Here is a 21485-nt window from a genome sequence, read left to right as displayed (position 1 = left end):
GGGGGTGCCGAGCCCTTCACGACCGGCGGACGGGCCCGGGTCGTTCGGGCTGCGGGAGCAGCGGAGTTGCGGTCGTGCGGTGGCCGGTCGGTGGGGCGGGGCCGGGCGTCGGAGCGAACTCTCCGGTGCGGGGAGGCTGTTCAGCTCTCCGCGGCGAGCACGGTGACGGTCAGCCGGGAGGAGGCGTCGGCGTGGAGGGTCTGCGTGCCGGCCTTGGGCGCGAGCGTGGTCCAGGGGTTGTCCGAACTGCCCGACGAAGGAAGGAACATCGGGTAGTCGCTGCTTGTGATGAGCAGGGCCAGCCGGTGGCCGGGGCGCACCCGGTATCCGGTGTGTCCGAGGCTGACGGGGATCTCCGCCGGGGCGGGGTCGCCGCCGACGGACACCTCGCCGCGGGTGATCATGTGCGCCTGTCCGTCGGGCCCGACGTCGAGGAGCTTCGCGAAGACGTCGAACGCCGCGCCCGTGCTGGTGACATGGAGGTCGAGGCGGGCCGGCCCGGCGAGATCGAGTGGCTCGGACAGGGCGCCGGTGCTGAAGGCCAGGACGTCCTCGCGGGCCGCGATCCCCGACTCGTCGGGGTAACTCTGCAGGAAGGCAAAGGAGTTGGCGACCTGGGAGGGGACGAGGGACTCGGGGTCGTACGTCCACCGCGCGGTCCGGCCGTCGGTCCCGGGCGCGCTGCCCAGCGTCCCGCCGGGCAGCGCGCCGCCCGCCCGGGACGGATCGGTGAGCCAGAAGGTGCGCTCCGTGGCGCCGGGAGGCGGCCAGGCCCCGGCCGTGCGCCGGCCCTCGTGCCCGAGTTCCCAGGTCACCTTCGGCAGGGTGGACACCGGCTGGACGCCCTTGAGGAACACGTCGAAGAAGTCCAGCGCGGGCCCCGCGTAGCCTGGCAGCATCCGGTCGAGGGCGGCCTCGTCGTCGGCGTGGTCGTCGGCCGGGGCGGCCGGGGCGAGGCCGAGGTGGTAGTTCTCGTGGTCGATCGCGCCGGCCCACAGGTACTGCACGGCGTCCCAGCCGGGCCGTGAGGCGAGTTCCAGATAGTCCCGCATCTGCGGCAGACAGATGTTGTCGAACCAGCCGACGCAGTGCAGGACCGGTACCGGCCGCGCGTCGAACGGGTGCCGCCCGAGCGCCGGGAGCAGGTTGGTGTAGCGCGGAGCCAGCAGGTCGAACCATGCCGAGCGGTTTCCCATCGCCGCGAAGGCCTGCTCGTACTGCTCGATGACCGGGCGGACGGAACGGTCGGGCGCGAACTCGTAGACGTCGTTGTCGACCCAGTAGTGGGCGTAGTACTCGATGCCCTCCAGCCAGACCGGTCTGCCGAGCGGGGACTGGTCCCCCGGATCGGACTGAGTGGTGCCGTTGAAGTCGACGGTGGTGACCCGGGGCACGATGGCGCGCAGCGCCGGATGTTCCGCGGCGACCGCCGCCCACTGGGTGAAGCCGTAGTAGGAGTCACCGAACATCCCGACGACACCGTCCGACCAGGGCTGGTGGGTGATCCATTCGATCGCGTCGTAGCCGTCCAGCGGTTCGCGCAGGAACGGCAGGGTCTGTCCCCCGGAACGGAACTTGCCGCGGACGTCCTGGACGACGAGCGCGTAGCCGCGGCCGGTGAACAGCGCGGCGATCTTGTCGAAGTAGACGTAGCGGCTGTTCTTGTCGTAGGGCAGGCGGACCAGTACGGCGGGGAGCGGCGCGCTGTCCGCGCCGTCGGGCAGGTAGACGTCGGTGGCCAGCCGCACCCCGTCCCGCATGCGCACCAGGTGCTGTCGCGCGTGGTCGGGAACGGGTGCGGAGCCGGTCCGCTCGTAGCGAATGCTCATGAGTGGGTCTCCGGGAATCCAGATGCAACGCCGTCATGTAACAACGTTGTATGACAACATTGCAGCTCCATGTAAACGGGGTCAACCCTCTGAGTTAAGGTCTGCGACATGCCGATCGAGGTAGACGAAGCCAGGCGGCTCGACGAGATCGCCGCCGCCACCATCCAGGTCGCCCGCGAACGAGGCGTCCGCTCCGTCACCATCCGCGCCGTCGCCGCCCAGCTCGGGGGCTCGACGGCGATGGTCACCAACTACGTCTCCAGCCGGTCCGCCCTGATGCTCAACGCCCTGCGCAAGGCGGAGGAGGAGTGGACGGCCGAGATGGACGAGGTGCTCGACGGTCTCACCGGTCTGGAGCGGCTGAAGGCCGCCGCCCGCTGGATGAGTACCACCGAGCACGACGACGAGGTCCTGCGGCGGCTGTTGATGGAGATCGCGAGCGCCGGACCCGCCGCCGGCGAGGAGCTGGAGGAGCTGCGGCGCGTCACCTCCCGGCGCAATCGCACCGAGCTCGTCACGCTCGCCGCTCAGGCCGGCCTGCCCGACCCGGGGTTCGGCGCCGACCTGCTCCACCTGCTGTTCCGCGGGTACTGGCTCTCGACCCTGGAGGACCCGGACACCTGGACGTCCGACCGGGGCGCCCAGGTCGCCCTGGCCCTGGTCGAGCTCCTCAAGGGCGCGGCGCCCGGCACGGCGTCCGAGGGCGCCGGCGACGCCTGAGCTGCCGGTTCCCGGCGGACGGGGGTTGACAACGCGACCGGCGCGGCAGAGTGTGGGCGCCAAATAAAACGCTGTTGTATGAACATCGCCGTACGGCAGCCGCCCCGTGGCACTCCGTCCGACGTGCCCCGTACCCGCGCGCCATCGCGCCGCACGGAGGTGCGCCCAGCGGCACGCCGCCGCCCCTTCCCCGTCCCGCCCGTCGCCGTCGTCGGCCGGCCGGACGCCCGTACCGAAGAGGAAGCCCATGGCCCACACCACCGCGCCGGACGAACTGTGGCAGCGCACCGCCACCGACCTGGCCGCCCGTATCCGTGTCCGCGAGATCTCCGCCGTCGAGGTGATGCGGTCCTGTCTCGGCCGCATCGAGGAGACCAACGGCGCGCTGAACGCGCTGGTCGACGTCCGTCCCGACGAGGCGCTCGCCGCGGCGCGGGCCGCCGACCGTGCCGTCGCGGCCGGCGCCGATCTCGGTCCCCTGCACGGTGTCCCCGTCTCCATCAAGATCAACACCGATCAGCGGGGCCACGCCACGAGCAACGGCGTCCGTGCCCTCGCGCACCGCCCCGCCGAGGGCGACGCGGCCTGCGTCACGGCACTGCGTGCGTCCGGTGCTCTGCCGCTCGGGCGCAGCAACTCACCGGCCTTCTCGTTCCGTTGGTTCTCGACGAACGACCTCCACGGCCGCACGCTCAACCCCTGGGACCACGGGCGGACCCCCGGCGGATCCAGCGGCGGCGCGGCCAGTGGGCTCGCCGCCGGGATGACCCCGCTGGCCCAGGGCAACGACATCGGCGGCTCCATCCGTTTCCCGGCGGCCTGCTGCGGAGTCGTCGGACTGCGCCCGACCGTCGGCCTGGTCTCCGACTGGGCGCCGCCCGCCTATGCCGAAACCCCGGACGGGCTCGTCGAGTTGGACTTCCCGCCCACCGTGCACGCCTGCGCGGTCCAGGGTCCGCTGGCCCGGACGGTGGCCGACGTCCGGCTGGCGCTCGACGCGATGAGCACCCCCGACCTGCGGCACGTCCATGGTCTGCCGGTGCTGCCGCGACGGCCGTCGGCGGCGGGAGGGCCGATGAAGGTCTCCGTCGTACGGGAGATCGGCACCGTGAAGAACCACCCGGCCGTGGACCGGGCCGTGCGCGAGGCCGCGACGCGGCTCGCCGCGGCCGGCTACGAGGTCGAGGAGCTGGACGACATGCCGCTGCTGGCCGAGGCGAGCCGGCTGTGGTCCCTGCTGATCACCGAGGACATCCGGCTGATCCGGCCTGTGGTGGCCCAGTTGGGGGACGCGAGCATCCGCACCGCCCTGGACAACCACTTCGCGGCCGCCGCCGACCTCTGGGGCGAACGCCCGGAACTGGCCACGTACATCAACGGCTGGGCCCGCCGGGCCACGCTCATCACCCGGCTCCAGGAGATGCTCGGCTCGGACCGGCTGCTGCTCACCCCCGTCTGCGCCGAACCGCCCTTCGAGCAGGACGCCGACATCGCGACCCCCGGCCGCGCCCGTGAACTGTTCACCGCGATGTGGCCGATGACCGCCGTCCCCGTCCTCGGCTTCCCCGCCGTGACGGTCCCGGTGAACGTCAGTGAGGGTCTGCCGTTCAGCGCCCAGATCATCGGCGGGCGGTTCGAGGAGCACCGGGTCCTCGACGCGGCCGAGGTGGTCGAGGCGCGGCCGACCGGACTCACCCTGTGGTCCTGAGGTCGTCGTGGGGTGACCGGGGCGGGCGTGGAGTGAAGCAGTAGGCGAACGGCACGCGCCTTCCCCGGTGCCCCGGGCGTACGGTCCGCCGTCCCTCGTCGGGCGGCGGACGCGTTCGTCGCCGGTCAGGCCGGTGCCCGTACCCCGTCCAGGGCCACCGACAGGACGCGGTCGCGCTGGGCGTCGTCCAGGAAGTTCGTCGCGGTGATGCCGGCGACCATGCGCAGCAGGTCGTCGAAGTCCATGTCGGTCCGGGCCTCGCCGGCCTGCTGGGCCCGCCGGAAGAGGGGGCCGCCCGCCGCGTACATCGAGTCCCGGCAGGCCAGGAAGATCTCGGACTCGTCGTTCAGGGCCTCCCGGATGGCCCGCTTGGTGACCGTGTAGTCCACGAAGCGCCGCAGCCAGGACGTCAGCGCGTCCCATGGCTCCAGGCCGGACACCTCCTCGGCGACCCGGCACAGGTCGTCGACCTCGCCCGCGTAGACGCTCTCGAAGAGGTGGCGCCGGGTCGGGAAGTTCCGGTACAGCGTGCCGATGCCGACGCCCGCGCGGCGGGCCACGTCCTCCAGGGACGCCTCCGCGCCCTTCTCCGCGAACGCCTCACGGGCCGCGGCCAGCAGCGCGTCGTAGTTGCGGGCGGCGTCCTTCCGGTGCGGACGGCGGGACGCGACGATCTCGCTGACGGGGTACGGCTCTGCCGTCACTGCTGCCTCCCGGCTGGATCGGGTTGAAGCGGAGGTGGGCCTCCGCTACAGTGGAGGGGTACCTCCACTTTAACAGCCGGGGTGCGTCCGGCGTCGGCCGCGTGCGGCCGCACGCGACGCCGACGTGCACCGCCCCGGCCCACGACCCCGGCGGGCCGTGCGACGACGCACCACCCCGCCCACAGACGTTCCTCTTCCTTACTGCTCCTCGCGCTCTTCCTTCTTTTCTCTTCTCCTCTTCCTTTTTCCCCGCGCGACCGCCGTCGCGGTCGCCGGCGTGCCCGGGTGCCGTCCGGCGCCCCGCCCGTCCCGTACGACCGTGGCCCGACGACCTCGGCCGCAACCTGTCCGGAGAGGCTCTTCATGCCCCGCACGTCCCCCCGCCTCACCTTCGCGGTCCTCGCGACCGGTGCCGGCGTGTTCTCCATGCTGCAGTCGCTGATCGCGCCGGCCCTGCCGACCGTTCAGCACGCGCTGCACACCTCGCAGTCCACCGCGACCTGGGTGATGACCGCGTACCTGCTGTCCGCCTCGATCTTCACGCCGATCCTCGGACGGGTCGGCGACCTCATCGGCAAGAAGCGCACCATGGTCGCCGTCCTGGTCGCTGTCCTGGCCGGCTGTCTGCTCGCCGCGCTCGCGCCGACCATCGGCGTCCTCATCGTCGCCCGCGTGGTGCAGGGCATCGGCGGCGCGCTCTTCCCGCTGTCCTTCGGCATCATTCGTGACGAGTTCGACGCCTCCCGGGTCAGTGGCAGCATCAGCAACCTCTCCGCCGTGATCGCCGCGGGCGGAGGGGTCGGCATGGTGGCGGCCGGCCCGATCGTGAGCGCGCTCGACTACCGCTGGCTGTTCTGGATCCCCGTCGGCATCGTCGCGGTGACCGCGCTGATCGCCCTGCGCTACGTCCCCGAGTCGCCCCGCCGGGCCGCCGGGCGCGTCAACTGGCTCGGCGCCGTCCTGCTGTCGGGCTGGCTGGTCGCGCTGCTGCTTCCCCTCAGCCAGGCCGGGCAGTGGGGCTGGGGATCGGGCCGGGTGATCGGTCTGTTCGCCGCCGCCGTCCTGCTGTTCGCCGTCTGGCTGGCCTCCGAGGCCCGGTCCGCCGGCCCGCTGATCGACCTGCGCATCATGCGACTGCCCGCGGTGTGGACCACCAACACGGCCGCGCTGCTGTTCGGCGCGGGCATGTACGCGATCTGGTCCTTCCTCCCCGGCTTCGTCCAGACCCCGGAGTCCGCGGGCTACGGCTTCGGCGCGAGCGTGACCGCGGCCGGACTGCTCATGCTGCCGATGCTGCTGGCGATGTTCTGCTCCGGCGTGCTCAGCGGCCGCCTCGAACCCGTCCTCGGCGCGAAGAAGCTGCTGGTCGCCGGTGCCACGCTCGGCGCGGTCGCGTGCGCGATCCTCGCCCTGTGGCACGACCGGCAGTGGCAGGTCGCCCTGGCGGCAGGCGTGTTCGGCCTCGGCATCGGGCTCGCCTTCGCCTCGATGGCCAACCTCATCGTCGGCAGCGTCCCGGCCGAACAGACCGGCGCCGCGACCGGGATGAACGCCAACATCCGCACCATCGGCGGTTCCATCGGCGCCGCCGTGACGAGCGTCCTGGTGACGGGGCATGTCCAGTCCTCGGGCCTGCCGTACGAGTCCGGATACACCCACGGCTTCACGCTGCTCGCCCTCCTCTGCCTGGCCGCCGCACTGGCCGCGCTCCTCGTCCCGGCCCGGCGCACGGCCCGCGTCCCGGGCCCGCGCGCCTCGGGGGACACCCGGCGTGCCGACGCCGGTTCGGCCGCCCCGGCACAGGAGCGGACGCGGACGGAGGTCGTCGCTCCGGCCGAGCGGAGCTGACGCGGGACCGGGCCGTGGCGTAGCCGCCCGGTGGGGCGTCGTGCCGCGGGCCGGACCGCCCGCCCGGCACCCTGCGGGGGTCGTGTCGTGAGACCGGCCCCCGCGTCGCCGTGTCCGCGGGGTGTGTCGCAGGGCCCGACTCCCCGTGTCCGGGTGCGAGCCGCCTCAAGGGTGAACGCACGACCCTCAGCGGGCGGCGGGGAGTGCGGCGAACTCGTCGAGCAGGGCCGCCGCGGTGGTCACGTCGTCCGTGAGGGGACGGTCCCGCATCTCGGGGTCCAGCTCGGCGGCCGCGCGGGCGTAGGCCCGGCCCGCCGGCGTCTCCGGACGCGGCACCCTGCCCCGTAGCCGCAACGCCCTTACGGCGGCGACGAGTTCACAGCCCAGGACCAGCCGGTACGCCCGGGCCAGCCGCAGCGACGTGCGGGCGGCCTGGGTGGCGAAGGTCGCCGCCTCCTCCATCCCCTGGGACAGCACCACGTGCCCGAGCGCGGCCGGAGTGGCGCAGAGCTGGATCTCGGCGAGGGCGGACGCGGCGCTGTACTCCAGGATCATCATGCCCGACCCCGCCGAGGATGTGTCGGCCAAGTACGAGCGCAGGCCCGTCAGTTCGGGTCGCCCGAGACCGGACAGCCGGGCCGCGGAGAGGCGGGCCGTGCCGAGTACGGCGAGGCCCAGCTGGTCGAGCGCGAGCGTGAGCGGCGCGGTGAAGAAGCCGCCGTGATGCAGGGCGACCGGCGCCCGCGTGGTCGCGTCCCAGCCGATCAGCGGGTTCTCGGTGGCGGAGTTGAGGTCGATCGACAGCACCCGCTCCAGGGACTCCCACGCCTCGGTCGCCGGACCGTGAGCCTGCGGGAAGCAGCGGAAACCGTAGGGGTCCTGCACCCGGGACGTGCCGACCGGAGACTCCGGTGGCACCGCGAGCGGGACCGCGTCGGTGCCGAGCAGGTCCCGGACCCGGGCCGCGGCGCCCTGGACCGCCGGATGCGGATGGGCGGCGTGGACCCCGGGCGCGTACGGCTCCATGGACGCGTCCACCGCGAGCAGCGAGAGCGCGGCCACCACGTGCGCGGCGCTCAGCAGGACGCCCAGGTCGTGACAGGCGAGCGCGGACTGGCCGAGGGTGAGGGCGCTGCTGCTGAGCAGGGCCAGCGCGTCGCCCCGGTGGACCGGCAGACTCGCCGGGAGCCGGTGCCCGGCATCCGCCCGGTCGGGGATCCAGGTGCCATACCCGAACAGGGCCAGCCCCAGCTCGGCCAGGGCGGTCAGATCCCCGGTGCCCACCGCCCCGTACTCCGGCACCCGGGGGTGGACCCGCGCCCGGAGCGCGGCCGTGACGGCCACCGCGATCTCGGGACGGAGCCCCGATCCGCCGGCGAGCAACTGGTTGGCGCGCACCAGCATCATGGCGCGGACCTCACGGGCGGGAAGCGGTTCGCCCACGCCTCCAGCGTGACTCAGCAGCAGCCGCAGGTCGTGACCGGCGCCGTCGGACTCCTCGACGGCGAGGCCCCGGTGCGCACCGACGCCGGTGCTGCGCCCGTAGACGCGGGCGCCCTCGGCCGCCAACCGCAGGGCGGCGCGGCGGGTGTGCTCCATCGCCTCCAGGGCCGCGGGATGCGGCGGCGGAGGCGGGGCCCCGTCGGCGACCGAGGCCACCGTCGTCGCGTCGAGCCCCCGGCCGTCCAGGTCAGCCCCGGGCGGCCGGGCGCTGCGGGCCGGGCCGGGAGCGCCCGTCACGCCGGCACCCGGGCCGGTGTCCCCGAGCAGGACCGGCGGGGCGCCCTCGGGGGCGGGGGGCGCTTCCCCACCGCCCGCGTCCGCGAGGGCCGTTGCTGCCTCGGCCGCGTCGGCCGTGCGCTTGAGCATGACGGGCGTTCACTCCTCCGTACGCCGCGGGAAGGCCGGGGTCGGGATGTCCCGACCGCCCGGCCCCCGGCATCCGTCAGCCGGCCGACGGACCGCGCGTCAGCTGAGTCCGGCCGAGGACAGCCAGGACTTCGCCACGTCCAGCGGGTCCTTGCTGTCGTTCTGCACCTGGCCGTTGAGCGACACCAGGGTTTCCGTGTCGAGCTTCGCCGAGACGTCGTTGAGAACGGCAATTCCCGCCTTCGGGAGGCCCTTCTTGTACGTCAGCGGCGTCACGTTCTCGAAACCGAAAAGACTCTTCGGGTCCTGGAGCACGACGAACTTGTTCTTGCTGATTCCGGGGTCCGTGGAGAAGATGTCCGCGGCCTGGATGTTGTTCCCCTTGAGGGCCGCCACGGTGAGGGGGCCGCCGGCGTCCAGCGCCTTGAAGTTCTTGAAATCGAGACCGTATACGGACTTCAGTCCCTTCAGACCCTGCTGACGGGTCTGGAACTCCGGCGAGCCGCCGATCACCAGGTCCTTCGCCGAGTCGGCGAGGTCGGAGATGGTCGACTTGTCCGTCAGGCTGTACTTCTTCGCCGTGGCCTCGTTGACCGCTATCGCGTCCTTGTCCTCGGCCTTGGACGGCGTCAGCAGGCTCAGCTTGGAGTCGAGCTTGGCCGTGATGGCCGTGCTGGTCTCCTCGACGGTCTTCGGGGTGGCCTTCGCGTCGAGGTAGGCGAGCAGCGCGCCGTTGTACTCCGGCAGCACGGTGATCGTGCCGTTCTTGATCAGGCCGTACGTGGTCTCGCGGCTGCCGATGTTCAGCTTGTAACTGACCTTGATCCCCTTGGACTTGAGAGCCTCGCCGTAGATGTCGGCGAGCAGGATGCTCTCGGGGAAGTTGTTGGAGCCGACAACGACCGTACCGCCCTTGGCGGCGTCACCCTTCAGCGGGTCGGACGTGCCGGAGTCGTCGGAGGAACCGCAGCCCGTCAGTGCGGCCGCGGCCACAACCAGCAGGGTGGCAGCGTACGTTGCGGACGTTCGGGTGCTTCTGGCGATGGTCACGTTGGTCATCCAGACTTGGCATCGGGTGGGGCGTGGGCGCGGGTCTTGACAGTCCAGACGATCCAATCGAGCCACATCGAGAACCGTCAAGACACGAATAGATCACTGGTGGGGACCGTACAGCTTCGCCCCGTAGGCGCAACGCGACCAATATGCGCGCGATTCCGGCGTCACTGCATGTCACTTTTTGGTTGATCATGGCCGTACTCTTACGCCAGCCGCTAGGGTTGGCCGCGTCGAGGGCCCCCTTCCACTTGTCGGCCCGAGCGCGCTGTCGTGACCACTGATCCATGCAGGCCTGCCAAAAGGCTTCCAACGGGGAATGAAGTCAAGGAGGTTGGGTGCCCGCGCACAGAAAAGCCGCCTCGGGGCAGCCGTCCACGGCTCTTCCGATCGGCCGGACACCATCCCCGCTGGACCGCTGGCCCTTTCGCCGGAAACTCAACGTCCTGGTGATCGTGCCGCTCGCCGTCATCTCCGCGATGATCGCCTACGTCGTGTACGGCGAGATCGACAAGGCCCGCTCGGCAGCCGACACCGCCCAGCTCGTCCGGGACAGCGCCCAGGTGACCAAACTCATCGACGCCGTGCAGACGGAGCACCGGCAGGCACTCCTCGTCTCCCTGCGCCACGAGGCGGGCGGTTCCGGAAAGGGCGCGCAGGACACCGCCCCCTACCTCGACGCGCAGCAGGAGGTCGGCACCCGCATCGCGGCCGTCCGCACCGCCTACGGCGACCGGCTGCCCGACGCCGAGGCCCAGGCGCTGAAGGAACTGGAGGGCCTGGACAGCCTCCGCACGACGGTCGAGCAGGGCCCGATCCCCGCCGACAACATCGACCCCGCCTACGGATCGGTGATCGAGGGGCTCATCAACGGCCTCGGCCTCGGAGTGGCGGGCGGCGAGTCCGGCTCGTCCTCGGCCAACCTGCTCGACGCCCTGCTGCGCGCCGACACCGCCCACGCCTCCTTCGAGACCAGCGTCTTCGCGGCCCGTACCCGCGACTCCAACGCGCTCATCGAGTTCACCGGTGCCGTCGGCGACTACGACCAGTACTCCTACCAGGCCGAGCGGTTCACCCGGTTCGCGAGCCAGGACCAGAGCACCGCCCTCGCCGGGATCGAACGCAGCCCCTACCAGAGCGTCATCACCCAGCACTGGGCGGCCCTCCAGGTCGACCCCAGCGCCCTGGTCGCCGAGACCCCGGCCCAGCTGCGGACCGCGCTCGGTGACGCGCTGCGCGCCGACCCCACCTACGAACGGCAGGCCGGCAACCGCCTGAAGATCGTCCAGTCGCTCATCGGCGAGATCGCCGCGGACGCCCAGTCCGCGTCCAGCGAGGCCTGGTGGCGCGTGGCCTGGCTGGTCGCCGGCAACCTCCTCGCCTTCGCCGCGTGGCTGCTGTTCTCCGTGCTGGCCCGCCGCTCCGTGGTCCGCACCGTACGGTCCCTCACCGCGGCCGCCCAGCACGTCGCCGGCGCCGCCCGTACCGAACTCGCCCGGGTGGCGGACGACGACGCCGACGACGCGAGCCCGCCGCGCCTGGAGGCCGTGCCCGTGCCGGTGCGCGACGAGATCGGCGAACTGGCCGAAGCCTTCAACCAGGTCCAGGTCACCGCGACCGCCCTGCTGGAACGCCAGGTCGTCAGCCGGCGCAACATCGCCGAGATGTTCGGCAACGTCGGCCGCCGCGTCAGCAACCTGACGGCACGTCAACTCGCGCTGATCGACTCGGTGGAACGCGGTGAGACCGACCCCGAGGTGCTCGACCGCCTCTATCGCATCGACCACATCGCCGTCCGGCTCCAGCGCAACGCCGACAGCCTCATGCTCCTCGCCGGCATCAGCGAGACCGGCCTCACCACCGAACCCATGCGGCTCAGCAACATCGTCCGCGCCTCGCTCGGCCAGATCGAGGGCTACCAGCGCGTCACCCCGCACGCCGAGGGCGATGTCACCGTCGTCCCCGACATCATCGGCGACCTGACCCTGATGCTCGCCGAACTCCTGGAGAACGCCGTCATGTTCTCCCCGGCGAGCAGCGGCGTCGAAGTCGTCCTGCGGCCCCGGCACGGCGGGGGAGGCGCGCTCGTCGAGATCATCGACCACGGCCTCGGCATGAGCCCCGAGCGGCTGGAGCAGGAGAACGCCCGCCTGATCCGCCGCGAGCGCCTCGACCTCGCTCCGACCGAGGTCCTCGGCCTCTTCGTGGTCGGCGGTCTCTCCCGGCGCTGGGGCATCGAGGTCGTCCTGTCCCGCACGCCGGGCGGCGGCGTCACCGCCACCGTCGCGGTCCCCGCGTCCCACCTGGTGTCCGGCGACCCCGGCAGGTCCGCTCCGCGCGCCCCGCGCATGATGCCGCCGGCCCGCCACCCGGGGCCGGCCGAACCGCGCCCCGCGCAGGTCGAGTCGCCGCCGGGACCCGCGGGCCTGCCCCGGCGGGTGCCCGCCAGGCCGCGGACCGCGGAGCCCGCCGGCCACGCCCGCCGAGCGGAACCCACGACGGGCCCCGGCGCCGAGCACGCCATGACCCACGGCGGCCTCCGGGCCGGCACCGGAGCCGACCCGGGCCCGGGCCCCACGGCGCCCGCCGCACCGGCACGGCCCGGCGAGGCCGGTCCGCTGCGCCGCCGGGTGCGCGGGGCGACCCTGTCGGCCACCACGGCCTCGACGCGGCTGCCCAAGACCCGGGAAGCCGTCACCCACCGCAGACCCCCCTCCTGGCAGCCCACGGACGCCGAGGCGGCCCGCGCCGAACTCGACGAGTTCGAGGAAGCCGTCCAGCGCGCCCAGCGCGAGAGCGAGACCGGGGAACACCCGGTCTGGGCGTTCCGCCCCGACGACGGACCCGGCGGACCCGCCGGCCCCGACACCCTGAACAGAAGACCCTCTTCCCCGGAAGGCATGAGCACGTGACCATGTGGACAGGCGGGCCGGAGTCCCGAACCGCGGAGCCCGATACGGACGTGAAGGCCGCCGCAGCCGACTTCAACTGGCTGCTCAACCGGTTCGCCACCGAGACGGCCGGGGTCGTCGACGTCATCGGAGTCTCCTCCGACGGACTGCTCATAGCCGTCTCCCAACTGCGCGGCCAGGCCGACTCCGAGCGCCTCGCGGCGATCGTCTCCGGCATCACCAGCCTGGCCATGGGCGCCTCCGGGAACTACGGCCTCGGCGGCCTCAACAAGGTCATCATCGACCTGGAGGAAGGGCACGTCCTGGTGTCCGCCCTCGGCGCCGGAGCGGTGCTCGGCGTGGTGGCGTCGAAGGAGGCGAAACTCGGCAACATCGCCTACGAGATGACCGTCTTCGCCAACCGCGCGGGCGCCGTGCTGAGCCCGCAACTGGTCATGGAACTGAAGAACACCGTGGGCATCGCCCCGGCCGGATGACGTCCGAGGCGTCGTCGCACGGCCGGTGACCGCACTGGGTGAAGGGGGAGGACGTGATGACGTCCGGCGAGCCACGGGCCGGCGGCGACGCCGAGTGGGGGGCCGAGCGCCCCGCCTCGGTCGTCCGGCCGTTCCTGCTCACCGCGGGACGGATCGCCGGCGGCGACAGCCTCGTCCCGCCGATCCCGATCGAGACGCAGGTCGTGGCCACCGAGGTGGGACTGGCCGCACTCGACGCGTTCGTCTTCGACCAGCACCGCGACATCATCACGGTCTGCCGTGAGCCGCAGTCCCTCGCGGAGATCGCGGCGAAACTCCGGATGCACCTCAACGTGATCCGGGTCCTCGCCGACGATCTGCGTGCCGACGGCCAACTGGCCCTGTACCTGCCCCAGGCCCACTCCAACCGCGATGTCTCCGTATTGCGAAGGGTTATCGATGGTCTCCGAGCTGTCCCCGACTCCCGGGGAGCGATCCGTGAGGGCTGACGACGAGCGGCCCCGGCCGCCGCTGCCGGTGAAGATGGTGATCGCGGGCGGCTTCGGCGTGGGCAAGACCACCACGGTGGGTGCCATCTCCGAGATCGAACCACTCACCACCGAGGCGTCCATCACCTCGGTCGCCGCCGGTGTCGACGACCTCTCCCACACACCCGAGAAGGTGACGACGACCGTCGCCATGGACTTCGGCTGCGTGACGCTCGACCCCACGCTCAAGCTCTACCTGTTCGGCACCCCCGGCCAGGAACGCTTCGGCTTCATGTGGGACGACCTCGTCGAGGGCGCGCTCGGCGGGCTCGTCATCGTCGACACCCGGCGGCTCGACGACTGCTACGCCGCCGTCGACTACTTCGAGCACCGCCAGATCCCCTTCGCCGTCGCCGTCAACGCCTTCGACGGCCGGCTCGAACACGATCTGGACGACGTGCGGTGGGCGCTCGACGTCGGCGACCACGTGCCGCTGACCGTGTTCGACGCCCGCGAACGCGGCTCCGTGCGCGACGCGTTGCTCGTGGTCCTCGAACACGCCCTCGCCACGGCACAGCGCTGAGGCGGACGGACGGTCGGTACGACGGAGGCGGGGAAGGGCCCTCGGGCCCTTCCCCGCCTCCGTCGTACCGACCGTCTCAGGCGGACCGGCGCCTGCGCACTCCGGGAGAGACGGCCACCCGTCCCACGGCCCAGAACAGCGTCAGGACGAGCAGCGCGAGGACGGCCGTGAGGGCGGCTCCGCCGACGACCTTCTCGTAGTCGCGCTGGTACAGCCCGTCCAGGATGTAGCGGCCGACTCCGCCGAGGGACACATAGGCCGCGATCGTCGCCGTCGACACGATCTGGATCGTCGCCGAGCGCAGCCCGCTGAGGATCAGCGGCAGGGCCGCCGGGATCTCGACCTGGAACAGGATCTTCGACTCCTGCATGCCCATGCCCCGGGCGGCGTCCACGGGGGAGGGGTCCACGGTGCGGACCGCCTCGTAGGTGGTGATGAGGATCGGCGGGATCGCCAGCACCACGAGCGGGATCATCACCGGCACGATCCCGAGTCCCAGCCACACGAACATCAGCACCAGGAGACCGAAGGTCGGCAGGGCGCGGGCACCGGCGGAAAGGAACGCGAGCGCGTTGCCGCCGCGCGCGGTGTGCCCGGTGACCAGACCGACCGGCAGCCCGATGGCCGCCGCGATCGCGAGGGCGCCCGCCGTGTACTGCAGGTGCTCCCACACCCGCTGCGGAATACCGTCGTAACCGTGCCAGTGGGCGCCGTCGCTGAAGAACGACTGCATGAAGCTGAATACGTTCACGACACGGCCTCCGGGGTGCGGACCGCCGGGTCCTCGAGCGTGGCCGCGGGACGCCGCGCGGCGCGGCCGGACGGGGGCTCCCACGGGGTGAGGAGCCGTCGCAGCAGGACCAGCAGCGCGTCGACCACGATCGCCAGCACGGCGGTGGTGACCACGGAGGTCACCGCGAGCCGCGGCCGGTGGTAGAGCATCGCGGTGGTCAGCAGGTTGCCGAGCGCGCCCTGGTTGCCGATCAGCGAACCGACGCTCACCAGGCTGATGCTGGAGGCCGTGGCCACCCGCAGTCCCGCCATGATCGCGGGGACGGCGATGGGCAGTTGGACCTGGAAGTAGCGGCGCACGGGGCCGATACCCATGGCGGCGGCGGCCGCGTTGGTCTCCTCGGGGACCGAGCGGATCCCGTCGACCACCGCGGGCACCAGGACCACCAGGCTGTACAGGCACAGCGGGATCATCACGGTCAGCTGGGTCAGCCCGGTGGAGTCGATGAGGACCACGAAGAACGCGATCGACGGGATCGCGTACAGCACCGTCGAGGTCCACAGCACCGGCGGGTACAGCCAGTCGTAGTGGACGCACAGCAGGCCGATCGGCAGGGCCAGCAGCAGACCGACGAGGACCGGGACCAGGGCCTCCTGCATGTGGATGCCGATCAGGCCCAGGTAGCTGTGCTGGAGGTCGCTCGGTATGTCGAAGAAGCCGTTCATCACAGGGCCTTCGCCGGGGCGGCGTCGCGTGCGGCGTCCGTGGACGTGCGCTGCCGGGCCGCGCGGATCGCCGCGGCGATCGTCTCCTGTCCGGCGACACCGAGGACCCGGCCCGAGGCGTCGACGCCCACGGCCCGCCCGGTCGGCGCCAGCACGGCCCGGTCGAGCGCGACACGCAGCGAGTCCCGGCCCACCTCGAAGCTCTGCCCGTGAGGTTCGAGCGTCTCCACCTCGCCGTTCCAGGCGGGCGGGGCCCAGCCGAGCGGCTTGCCGTCCGCGTCGGTCACCAGCACCGGCTCCTGCGCCGTACCGCGCCCGGCGGCCTCCCGGGCCTCGGGACCGACGGGCACGACCCGGGAGCGGTCGAGTCCGAGATCGCGGGTGGACAGGAACGACAGCCCGCGGATGCCCCGGTCCGCGCCGAGGAACTGCTCGACGAACGGGTCGGCGGGCGCCGACAGGATCTCGTCGGGCGCGGCGAACTGGGCGAGTTTGCCGCCGGTGCGCAGCACCGCGATGCGGTCGCCGATCGTGATCGCCTCGTCCATGTCGTGGGTGACGAAGACGATGGCCTTGCCCAGTTCGCCCTGGATGCGGAGCAACTCCTCCTGCAGACCCCGCCGGACGACCGGGTCGACCGCGGAGAACGGCTCGTCCATGAGCAGGATGGGCGGGTCCGCGGCGAGCGCGCGGGCGACGCCGACGCGCTGCTGCTGACCGCCGGAGAGCTGGTACGGGTAGCGGCGGGCCATCCCCGGGTCGAGGCCGACCCGTTCCATGAGCTCCGCCGCGCGGTCCCGGGCGCGCTGCTTGGACCAGCCGAGCAGCCGCGGCACGGTGGCGATGTTGTCGAGGATCGTCCGGTGCTGGAAGAGACCGGCGTTCTGGATGACGTAACCCATCGAGCGGCGCAGGGCGTTGACCGGCTGCCGCGTGATGTCCTCGCCGTCGACCCGGATCGTGCCGCTGCTCGGCTCGACCATGCGGTTGATCATGCGGAGCGTGGTCGTCTTGCCACAGCCCGAGGGTCCGACGAGGACGGTGATGGAGTGGTTCGGTATCTGGAGGGACAGGCGATCGACGGCCACCGTGCCGTCTGCATATCGCTTGCTGACATCTTCGATGGCTATCAAGCGTCGAAACCCTTCGGGGACGGCATTGCTCGCGCGTGGCGCGATCACGTGCACAAGGGGTCGTAGTCTAGCCAGTTGATGTCTGATCTCGGCCGGGGCAGGTCGTGACGTGCGCGAGGGTGTCCGATTTCGACGGAGTCGTGCCGGGAGCGGTGCGGGGGGGTCACGTCGCCCGGGTCCGCGGGGGCCGGTGCCCGTCGGTGCCCAGCCGTTCGGCCCGCCGGACGCGCAGATGGAGCGCGGCCCAGGTGCGGAAGGGCCGCCAGTTCTCCGCGATGTCCGCCGGATCGCGCCCGGGCCCGTACTGGTCCTCGATCTCCGCGGCCAGCCGCCGCTCCTGCGTGGGCAGCACGTCCGGGTGTCCCGCGCCCCGCACGACGACGAGTTCGGCGGCGAAGACGCCGAGCCCCTTGACCTGCCGGACCCGGCGCATGGCCTCCTCCGGCTCCAGGGCCCGCAGTTCGGCCCCGTCCAGTTCCCCGTCCAGCGCGGCGGCGGCGACGGCGTGCAGGTACTCGGTCTTGCGCCAGGGCAGTTCGACGTCCAGCCGGAGCAGCCGCTCGGGCGAGGGGAACGCCCCGCCGTCGCCGAGCCGCGCGACGATGTCGGCCCGGGTGCCCCGGGCCGTCGTCCTCCCGGTGCGCTGGGTCAGCACCGCCCACGCGGCCGCCTCGTAAGGGGAGTGGAACCCGCACGGGCGAAGTCCCGGCCTGCTCGCCCGGATCCGGCCGATCACCGGGTCCCGGTCGCCGACGGCGGGCCAGCCGCGGGCGTCGACGTCCAGGGAGAGGAAGCGGGCCACCTGGTCCGCCGCCGCGTCCAGGTCGCCGTCCCCGGTGACCACGATCCGGGCGGCGGATCCGACCTGTGTGACCTCTGCGGTGACGTGCCGCCAGTCGGCGTCCGCGGGGAACACCGTCCGCAGCGTCCCTTCCGTGCCCGCCGCCCCGGCCGGCGGCACCGGCGCCATCTCCTCCCAGAACTCCCGGCTGCTCTCCAGGGACCAGGGACCCCTCACCTCGTACCCGACCTCGTGCCGCGCCATGTCCGACCTCCCGCTGGGGACACGCTCACCGTGTCGACGCGCACCACTGTGACGGCAATACCTGACACATCCCGTCAACTAATCTGCGCGGGGCGTCGCACCGGTCGCGGCGGACCGCGCGCACCGCCTTGGCCCGTCGGGGTGAACCATGCCCGGCCGCCGCACCGGGTTCGTACGAATATCGGGCCGGGGTGCCGACCATGATCGCCTGCGGGGTCTCCCGGCCGCCGCTCCCCGTACTCACGCCCCGAGGTGGAGACATGCTCAGCCCGCGCGCTCGGCGGACCACGACCCGGCTTCTCGCCCTGGTGACGGGCTGCCTGCTGCTCGGTGCCGCCGGTGCGGTGCCCGCACCGGCGGCGGAGCCGGGCCGGGTCACCGTCCCGGCTCCCGGAGCCGGCGGGTGGACCCGCAACGGGTCCGCCCAGGTCTCCGGCGCCGACCTCCAGCTCACCCGGACCGCGGCACACCAGGCGGGATCGGCGGTGTTCCAGGTCCCGGTGGTCACCGACGGCCTCAAGGCCGCGTTCGTGACCGTCATCGGCGGCGGCAGCGGTGGCGACGGCCTCACCTTCGGTCTGCTCGACCCGGCGCGGGCCACCCCCACGGCCCTCGGCGCGGACGGCGGCGGTCTCGGCTGGGCCGGGAAGCCCGGCGTGGCGATCACCTTCGACACCCACCGCAACACCGGCGACCCGTCGGCCAACTTCATCGGCGTCACGGCCGCCACGGGGGACAGCTCCCGCACCCTCGCGACGACGTCCGCCAGGGTGCCGGACCTCCGCTCGGGCCCGCACGCTGTCGCGATCGCCGTCTCCGGGAAGACCCTCTCCGTCTGGATGGACGGCGCCCGGCTGCTGACCGCCACCGTCCCCGCTCTGCCCGCGACGGCGCTGCCCGTCTTCACCGGCGCCAACGGCGGGAAGACCGACAACCACGCCGTCCGCGACACGGTCATCACGGCGGCCTCCTACGCGGTGGCGCCGCCCGGGCCGAACGGCTGGACCCGCAACGGCTCCGCCGCGCAGTCCGGCAGCGACCTCGTGCTCACCGACGCGGTGCGCGACGCCAGGGGATCCGCCGTCCAGGCGGTCGCCGTGCCGTCGGCGCGGCTGCGGGCCCGCTTCACCGCGCGACTCGGCGGCGGCAGCGGCGCGGACGGTCTCGCCCTGCTCCTCCTCGACGCGGCGAAGGCGACTCCGACGGCCCTGGGCGCGGGCGGCGGGGGACTCGGCTCCGCTGGTCTGCCGGGAGTCGCCGTCGCCCTCGACACCCATCGCAACACCGGGGAGCCGGCGGCCGGACTCGCCGGGGTGGCCGTCGGCGGAACGGGCTCCCCGCTGCGGTACGCCGCCACCTCGGCGGCCCTGCCCGGCCTGCGGACCGGTACCCATGCCGTGGACGTGTCCGTGACGGGAGCGGGGCATCTGCGGGTCGCCGTGGACGGCACGCGGGTCGTCGACACGGAGATCACCCTCCCGCGGAACGTGCTGGTCGGCTTCGCCGCGGCCACCGGCGGCCGCACGGACCGCCACACCGTGCGCGACGCGGTGATCACCTACTGAACCCGCCCGGCCGCGGCACGCGCCCGCACCGGATCACGGGTCGGACGGCATCACCGGCCGGACCGGAGTCACGACCGGACCGGGGCACGGTCGGGGGAGCGGGCCACCGGCCGGGGCGGGCCACGGGCCCGGAGCCGGCCGCGGGCCGGTCGGGGTCAGGCCGCCGTGCGGGTCGTCGGGGCGACCAGGCGCTGAGCCGCAGCCGGGCCCGTCGCCGCAGCCGGCCCCGTCGCGGTGGCGCCGACCAGTCGGCGGGGCTGCCGCTCGGCCTGCGCGGCCCGCTCCACGGCCGGGCGGGCGCCGTGCCGCGACAGCCAAACCGTGTCGCGGCCGAACGACCAGACCAGCGAGCCGAGCGCCAGCGCCACGGCCGCCGTCGTCACCCCGTACGGCAGGATCCCGGCGCCCGCGACCAGCAGCACGACGCCCTGCAGCGCCGCCACCGTCTTGCGGGCCATGCTCGGCGGCAGCGCCGCGTTCAGCCAGGGCAGCACCCGGGCCGCCGCGACGAACACGTACCGCATGGTGCCGATCAGCAGCACCCACGGGCCGAGCGACATCGCGACGTACACGCTCAGGACCAGGATCAGGAACGCGTCCACCTCCATGTCGAAGCGGGCGCCCAGGGCGGACGACGTACCGGTCCGTCGGGCGACCTTGCCGTCGACACCGTCCAGGATCAGCGCGACCGCCGTCAGGCCGACGAGGAGGCTCACCGGCGGCGAACTCTGGAAGGAGTCCGCGACGAGCGCGGTGACACCGCCCACCAGGATCGCGCGGCCGAGGGTGACGCGGTTGGCCGGACCGAAGGAGCGGGGGCGCGTGCGCCGCAGGGCCCGGGTGAGCACCGCCCAGGTCGCGATCCCGAAGGCCAGACCACTCAGCCAGCCCGCCGGACCCATCCCTATCACCGTGCCCAGCAGCACCAGCAGGAGAAGCTGCACCCCGGCTCCCACCATGGTCTCCTGTTGGGGGAGCCTCGCGCCGTACGTGTTGTTCAGGGCCACCGCACATCCTCCGGCCGTGTGACAGAGTCGATCAACGCCGCGTACCGTCCGCGGCTTGTCACTGGTCCGTACGTGAAGATCTGCTGAATCGTTCAGGGGGACGCTCATGGAACGCACGACTCGCGCCTTCTGGCTCGCCGAACCCGGCCACGGAGAGATCCGGCCGGCACTCCTGCCCGCTCCCGGGAACGGAGAGGTGCTGGTGCGCACCCTGTACTCCGGGGTCAGCAGGGGCACGGAGACCCTGGTGTTCCGCGGCGGGGTCCCGGAGAACCAGTACGCCTCGATGCGCGCGCCCTTCCAGGAGGGCGACTTCCCCGCACCCGTGAAGTACGGCTACCTGAACGTCGGCCGGGTCGAGGAAGGACCCGAACCGCTCCTCGGGCGCACCGTCTTCTGCCTCTACCCGCACCAGACGCACTACGTCGTCCCGGCGAACGCCGTGACCGTGGTGCCCGACTCCGTGCCCGCGTCCCGCGCGATCCTCGCCGGCACGGTCGAGACCGCGGTCAACGCCCTGTGGGACGCCGCTCCGCTGATCGGGGACCGGATCGCCGTCGTCGGCGGCGGCATGGTCGGCTGCTCGGTCGCGGCCCTCCTCGCCCGGTTCCCCGGGGTGCGGGTCCAACTCGTCGACGCCGACCCGGATCGCGCCGCCGTCGCCCGCGCACTCGGCGTCGGCTTCGCCCTCCCCGAGGACGCCGCGGGCGAGTGCGACCTCGTGGTGCACGCCAGCGCCACCGAGGCCGGCCTCACCCGCTCCCTGGAACTCCTCGCCCGGGAGGGCACCGTCATCGAACTGAGCTGGTACGGCGACCGCCGGGTCGGCCTGCCGCTCGGGGAGGCCTTCCACTCCCGGCGGCTGACCCTGCGCAGCAGCCAGGTCGGTTCCGTTTCCCCCTCCGGCCGGGCCGGACGGACCTACGCCGACCGGCTCGCGCTCGCCCTCGAACTCCTCGCGGAACCGGCCTTCGACGCCCTCATCACCGGAGAGTGCGCCTTCTCCGAACTCCCCGACGTGATGGGGAAACTCGCCTCCGGATCGATCCCGGCGCTGTGTCACCGCGTCGCCTACGACGAGGTTTGAGCCGACCGGAACCGGCCTGAC

18 protein-coding genes are annotated in these 21485 nt (G+C 72.7%); 9 read left to right on the top strand and 9 right to left on the bottom strand.

Features of this window, described 5'->3' with window-relative positions:
- Positions 1–140: 140 nt before the first annotated feature.
- Complete coding sequence (locus OG406_RS08870) at positions 141–1829, bottom strand: CocE/NonD family hydrolase (protein ID WP_267048982.1); 1689 nt, start codon at positions 1827–1829, stop codon at positions 141–143.
- 108 nt (positions 1830–1937) lie between these two features.
- Between OG406_RS08870 and OG406_RS08865 the strand changes: the two genes are divergently transcribed.
- Complete coding sequence (locus tag OG406_RS08865) at positions 1938–2549, top strand: TetR/AcrR family transcriptional regulator (RefSeq protein WP_329185145.1); 612 nt, start codon at positions 1938–1940, stop codon at positions 2547–2549.
- 247 nt (positions 2550–2796) lie between these two features.
- Positions 2797–4257, top strand: coding sequence for an amidase (locus OG406_RS08860; RefSeq protein WP_329185143.1), 1461 nt, complete (start codon positions 2797–2799; stop codon positions 4255–4257).
- Between the two features lie 125 nt (positions 4258–4382).
- Here the strand turns inward: OG406_RS08860 and OG406_RS08855 are convergent, their stop codons facing one another.
- Positions 4383–4961 (bottom strand): TetR/AcrR family transcriptional regulator, encoded by a 579-nt coding sequence (locus OG406_RS08855; protein ID WP_164371669.1) that lies wholly within the window; start codon positions 4959–4961, stop codon positions 4383–4385.
- 363 nt (positions 4962–5324) lie between these two features.
- On the opposite strand from OG406_RS08855, the gene OG406_RS08850 reads away from it, so the two are divergent.
- Complete coding sequence (locus OG406_RS08850) at positions 5325–6809, top strand: MFS transporter (RefSeq protein WP_327408535.1); 1485 nt, start codon at positions 5325–5327, stop codon at positions 6807–6809.
- Positions 6810–6995: 186 nt separating this feature from the next.
- Here OG406_RS08850 and OG406_RS08845 read toward each other — a convergent pair whose 3' ends face one another.
- Positions 6996–8678 (bottom strand): aromatic amino acid ammonia-lyase, encoded by a 1683-nt coding sequence (locus tag OG406_RS08845; RefSeq protein WP_329185141.1) that lies wholly within the window; start codon positions 8676–8678, stop codon positions 6996–6998.
- A gap of 99 nt (positions 8679–8777) precedes the next feature.
- The gene (locus OG406_RS08840; protein ID WP_164371672.1) at positions 8778–9737 is read right to left on the bottom strand and encodes an ABC transporter substrate-binding protein; all 960 of its coding nucleotides are present in this window, start codon (positions 9735–9737) and stop codon (positions 8778–8780) included.
- Between the two features lie 332 nt (positions 9738–10069).
- On the opposite strand from OG406_RS08840, the gene OG406_RS08835 reads away from it, so the two are divergent.
- Genes OG406_RS08835 through OG406_RS08820 form a run of 4 tightly spaced genes read left to right on the top strand, consistent with a single transcriptional unit; the run spans position 10070 to position 14169 of the window.
- Positions 10070–12643 carry an ATP-binding protein gene (locus tag OG406_RS08835; protein WP_329185138.1) on the top strand — a complete coding sequence of 858 codons (2574 nt, stop codon included), beginning with the start codon at positions 10070–10072 and terminating at the stop codon, positions 12641–12643.
- Between the two features lie 2 nt (positions 12644–12645).
- On the top strand, positions 12646–13119 hold the full coding sequence (locus tag OG406_RS08830) for a roadblock/LC7 domain-containing protein (RefSeq protein WP_164372447.1): 474 nt from the start codon (positions 12646–12648) through the stop codon (positions 13117–13119).
- Positions 13120–13175: 56 nt separating this feature from the next.
- The gene (locus OG406_RS08825; protein ID WP_081220281.1) at positions 13176–13607 is read left to right on the top strand and encodes a DUF742 domain-containing protein; all 432 of its coding nucleotides are present in this window, start codon (positions 13176–13178) and stop codon (positions 13605–13607) included.
- Positions 13558–14169, top strand: coding sequence for a GTP-binding protein (locus OG406_RS08820; protein WP_164372446.1), 612 nt, complete (start codon positions 13558–13560; stop codon positions 14167–14169). Before OG406_RS08825 ends, OG406_RS08820 begins: the two co-directional genes overlap by 50 nt.
- A gap of 76 nt (positions 14170–14245) precedes the next feature.
- Here OG406_RS08820 and OG406_RS08815 read toward each other — a convergent pair whose 3' ends face one another.
- From OG406_RS08815 to OG406_RS08800, 4 genes are all read right to left on the bottom strand, one after another.
- Positions 14246–14902 carry an ABC transporter permease gene (locus OG406_RS08815; RefSeq protein ID WP_203660328.1) on the bottom strand — a complete coding sequence of 219 codons (657 nt, stop codon included), beginning with the start codon at positions 14900–14902 and terminating at the stop codon, positions 14246–14248.
- 14 nt (positions 14903–14916) lie between these two features.
- Positions 14917–15627, bottom strand: coding sequence for an ABC transporter permease (locus OG406_RS08810; RefSeq protein WP_081220284.1), 711 nt, complete (start codon positions 15625–15627; stop codon positions 14917–14919).
- The gene (locus OG406_RS08805; RefSeq protein ID WP_329185134.1) at positions 15627–16760 is read right to left on the bottom strand and encodes an ABC transporter ATP-binding protein; all 1134 of its coding nucleotides are present in this window, start codon (positions 16758–16760) and stop codon (positions 15627–15629) included. The genes OG406_RS08810 and OG406_RS08805 overlap by 1 nt, the downstream gene beginning before the upstream one ends.
- A gap of 163 nt (positions 16761–16923) precedes the next feature.
- Positions 16924–17805, bottom strand: coding sequence for a DNA-3-methyladenine glycosylase family protein (locus OG406_RS08800; protein WP_164372443.1), 882 nt, complete (start codon positions 17803–17805; stop codon positions 16924–16926).
- Between the two features lie 260 nt (positions 17806–18065).
- Here OG406_RS08800 and OG406_RS08795 point away from each other — a divergent pair, with 260 nt between their 5' ends.
- Positions 18066–19370 carry a lectin-like domain-containing protein gene (locus OG406_RS08795; protein ID WP_329185131.1) on the top strand — a complete coding sequence of 435 codons (1305 nt, stop codon included), beginning with the start codon at positions 18066–18068 and terminating at the stop codon, positions 19368–19370.
- Between the two features lie 155 nt (positions 19371–19525).
- Here the strand turns inward: OG406_RS08795 and OG406_RS08790 are convergent, their stop codons facing one another.
- Entirely contained in the window at positions 19526–20377 is an 852-nt protein-coding gene (locus tag OG406_RS08790) for a CDP-alcohol phosphatidyltransferase family protein (protein ID WP_329185129.1), read from the bottom strand.
- A 106-nt stretch (positions 20378–20483) separates the two neighbouring features.
- Between OG406_RS08790 and OG406_RS08785 the strand changes: the two genes are divergently transcribed.
- Positions 20484–21464, top strand: coding sequence for a zinc-dependent alcohol dehydrogenase (locus OG406_RS08785; protein WP_329185128.1), 981 nt, complete (start codon positions 20484–20486; stop codon positions 21462–21464).
- The last annotated feature ends 21 nt before the right edge of the window (positions 21465–21485 follow it).

Source organism: Streptomyces sp. NBC_01428 (genome assembly GCF_036231965.1).
In the GTDB taxonomy this organism is placed as follows: Bacteria; Actinomycetota; Actinomycetes; order Streptomycetales; family Streptomycetaceae; genus Streptomyces.
This window is presented reverse-complemented; position numbering and strand designations above follow the sequence as displayed.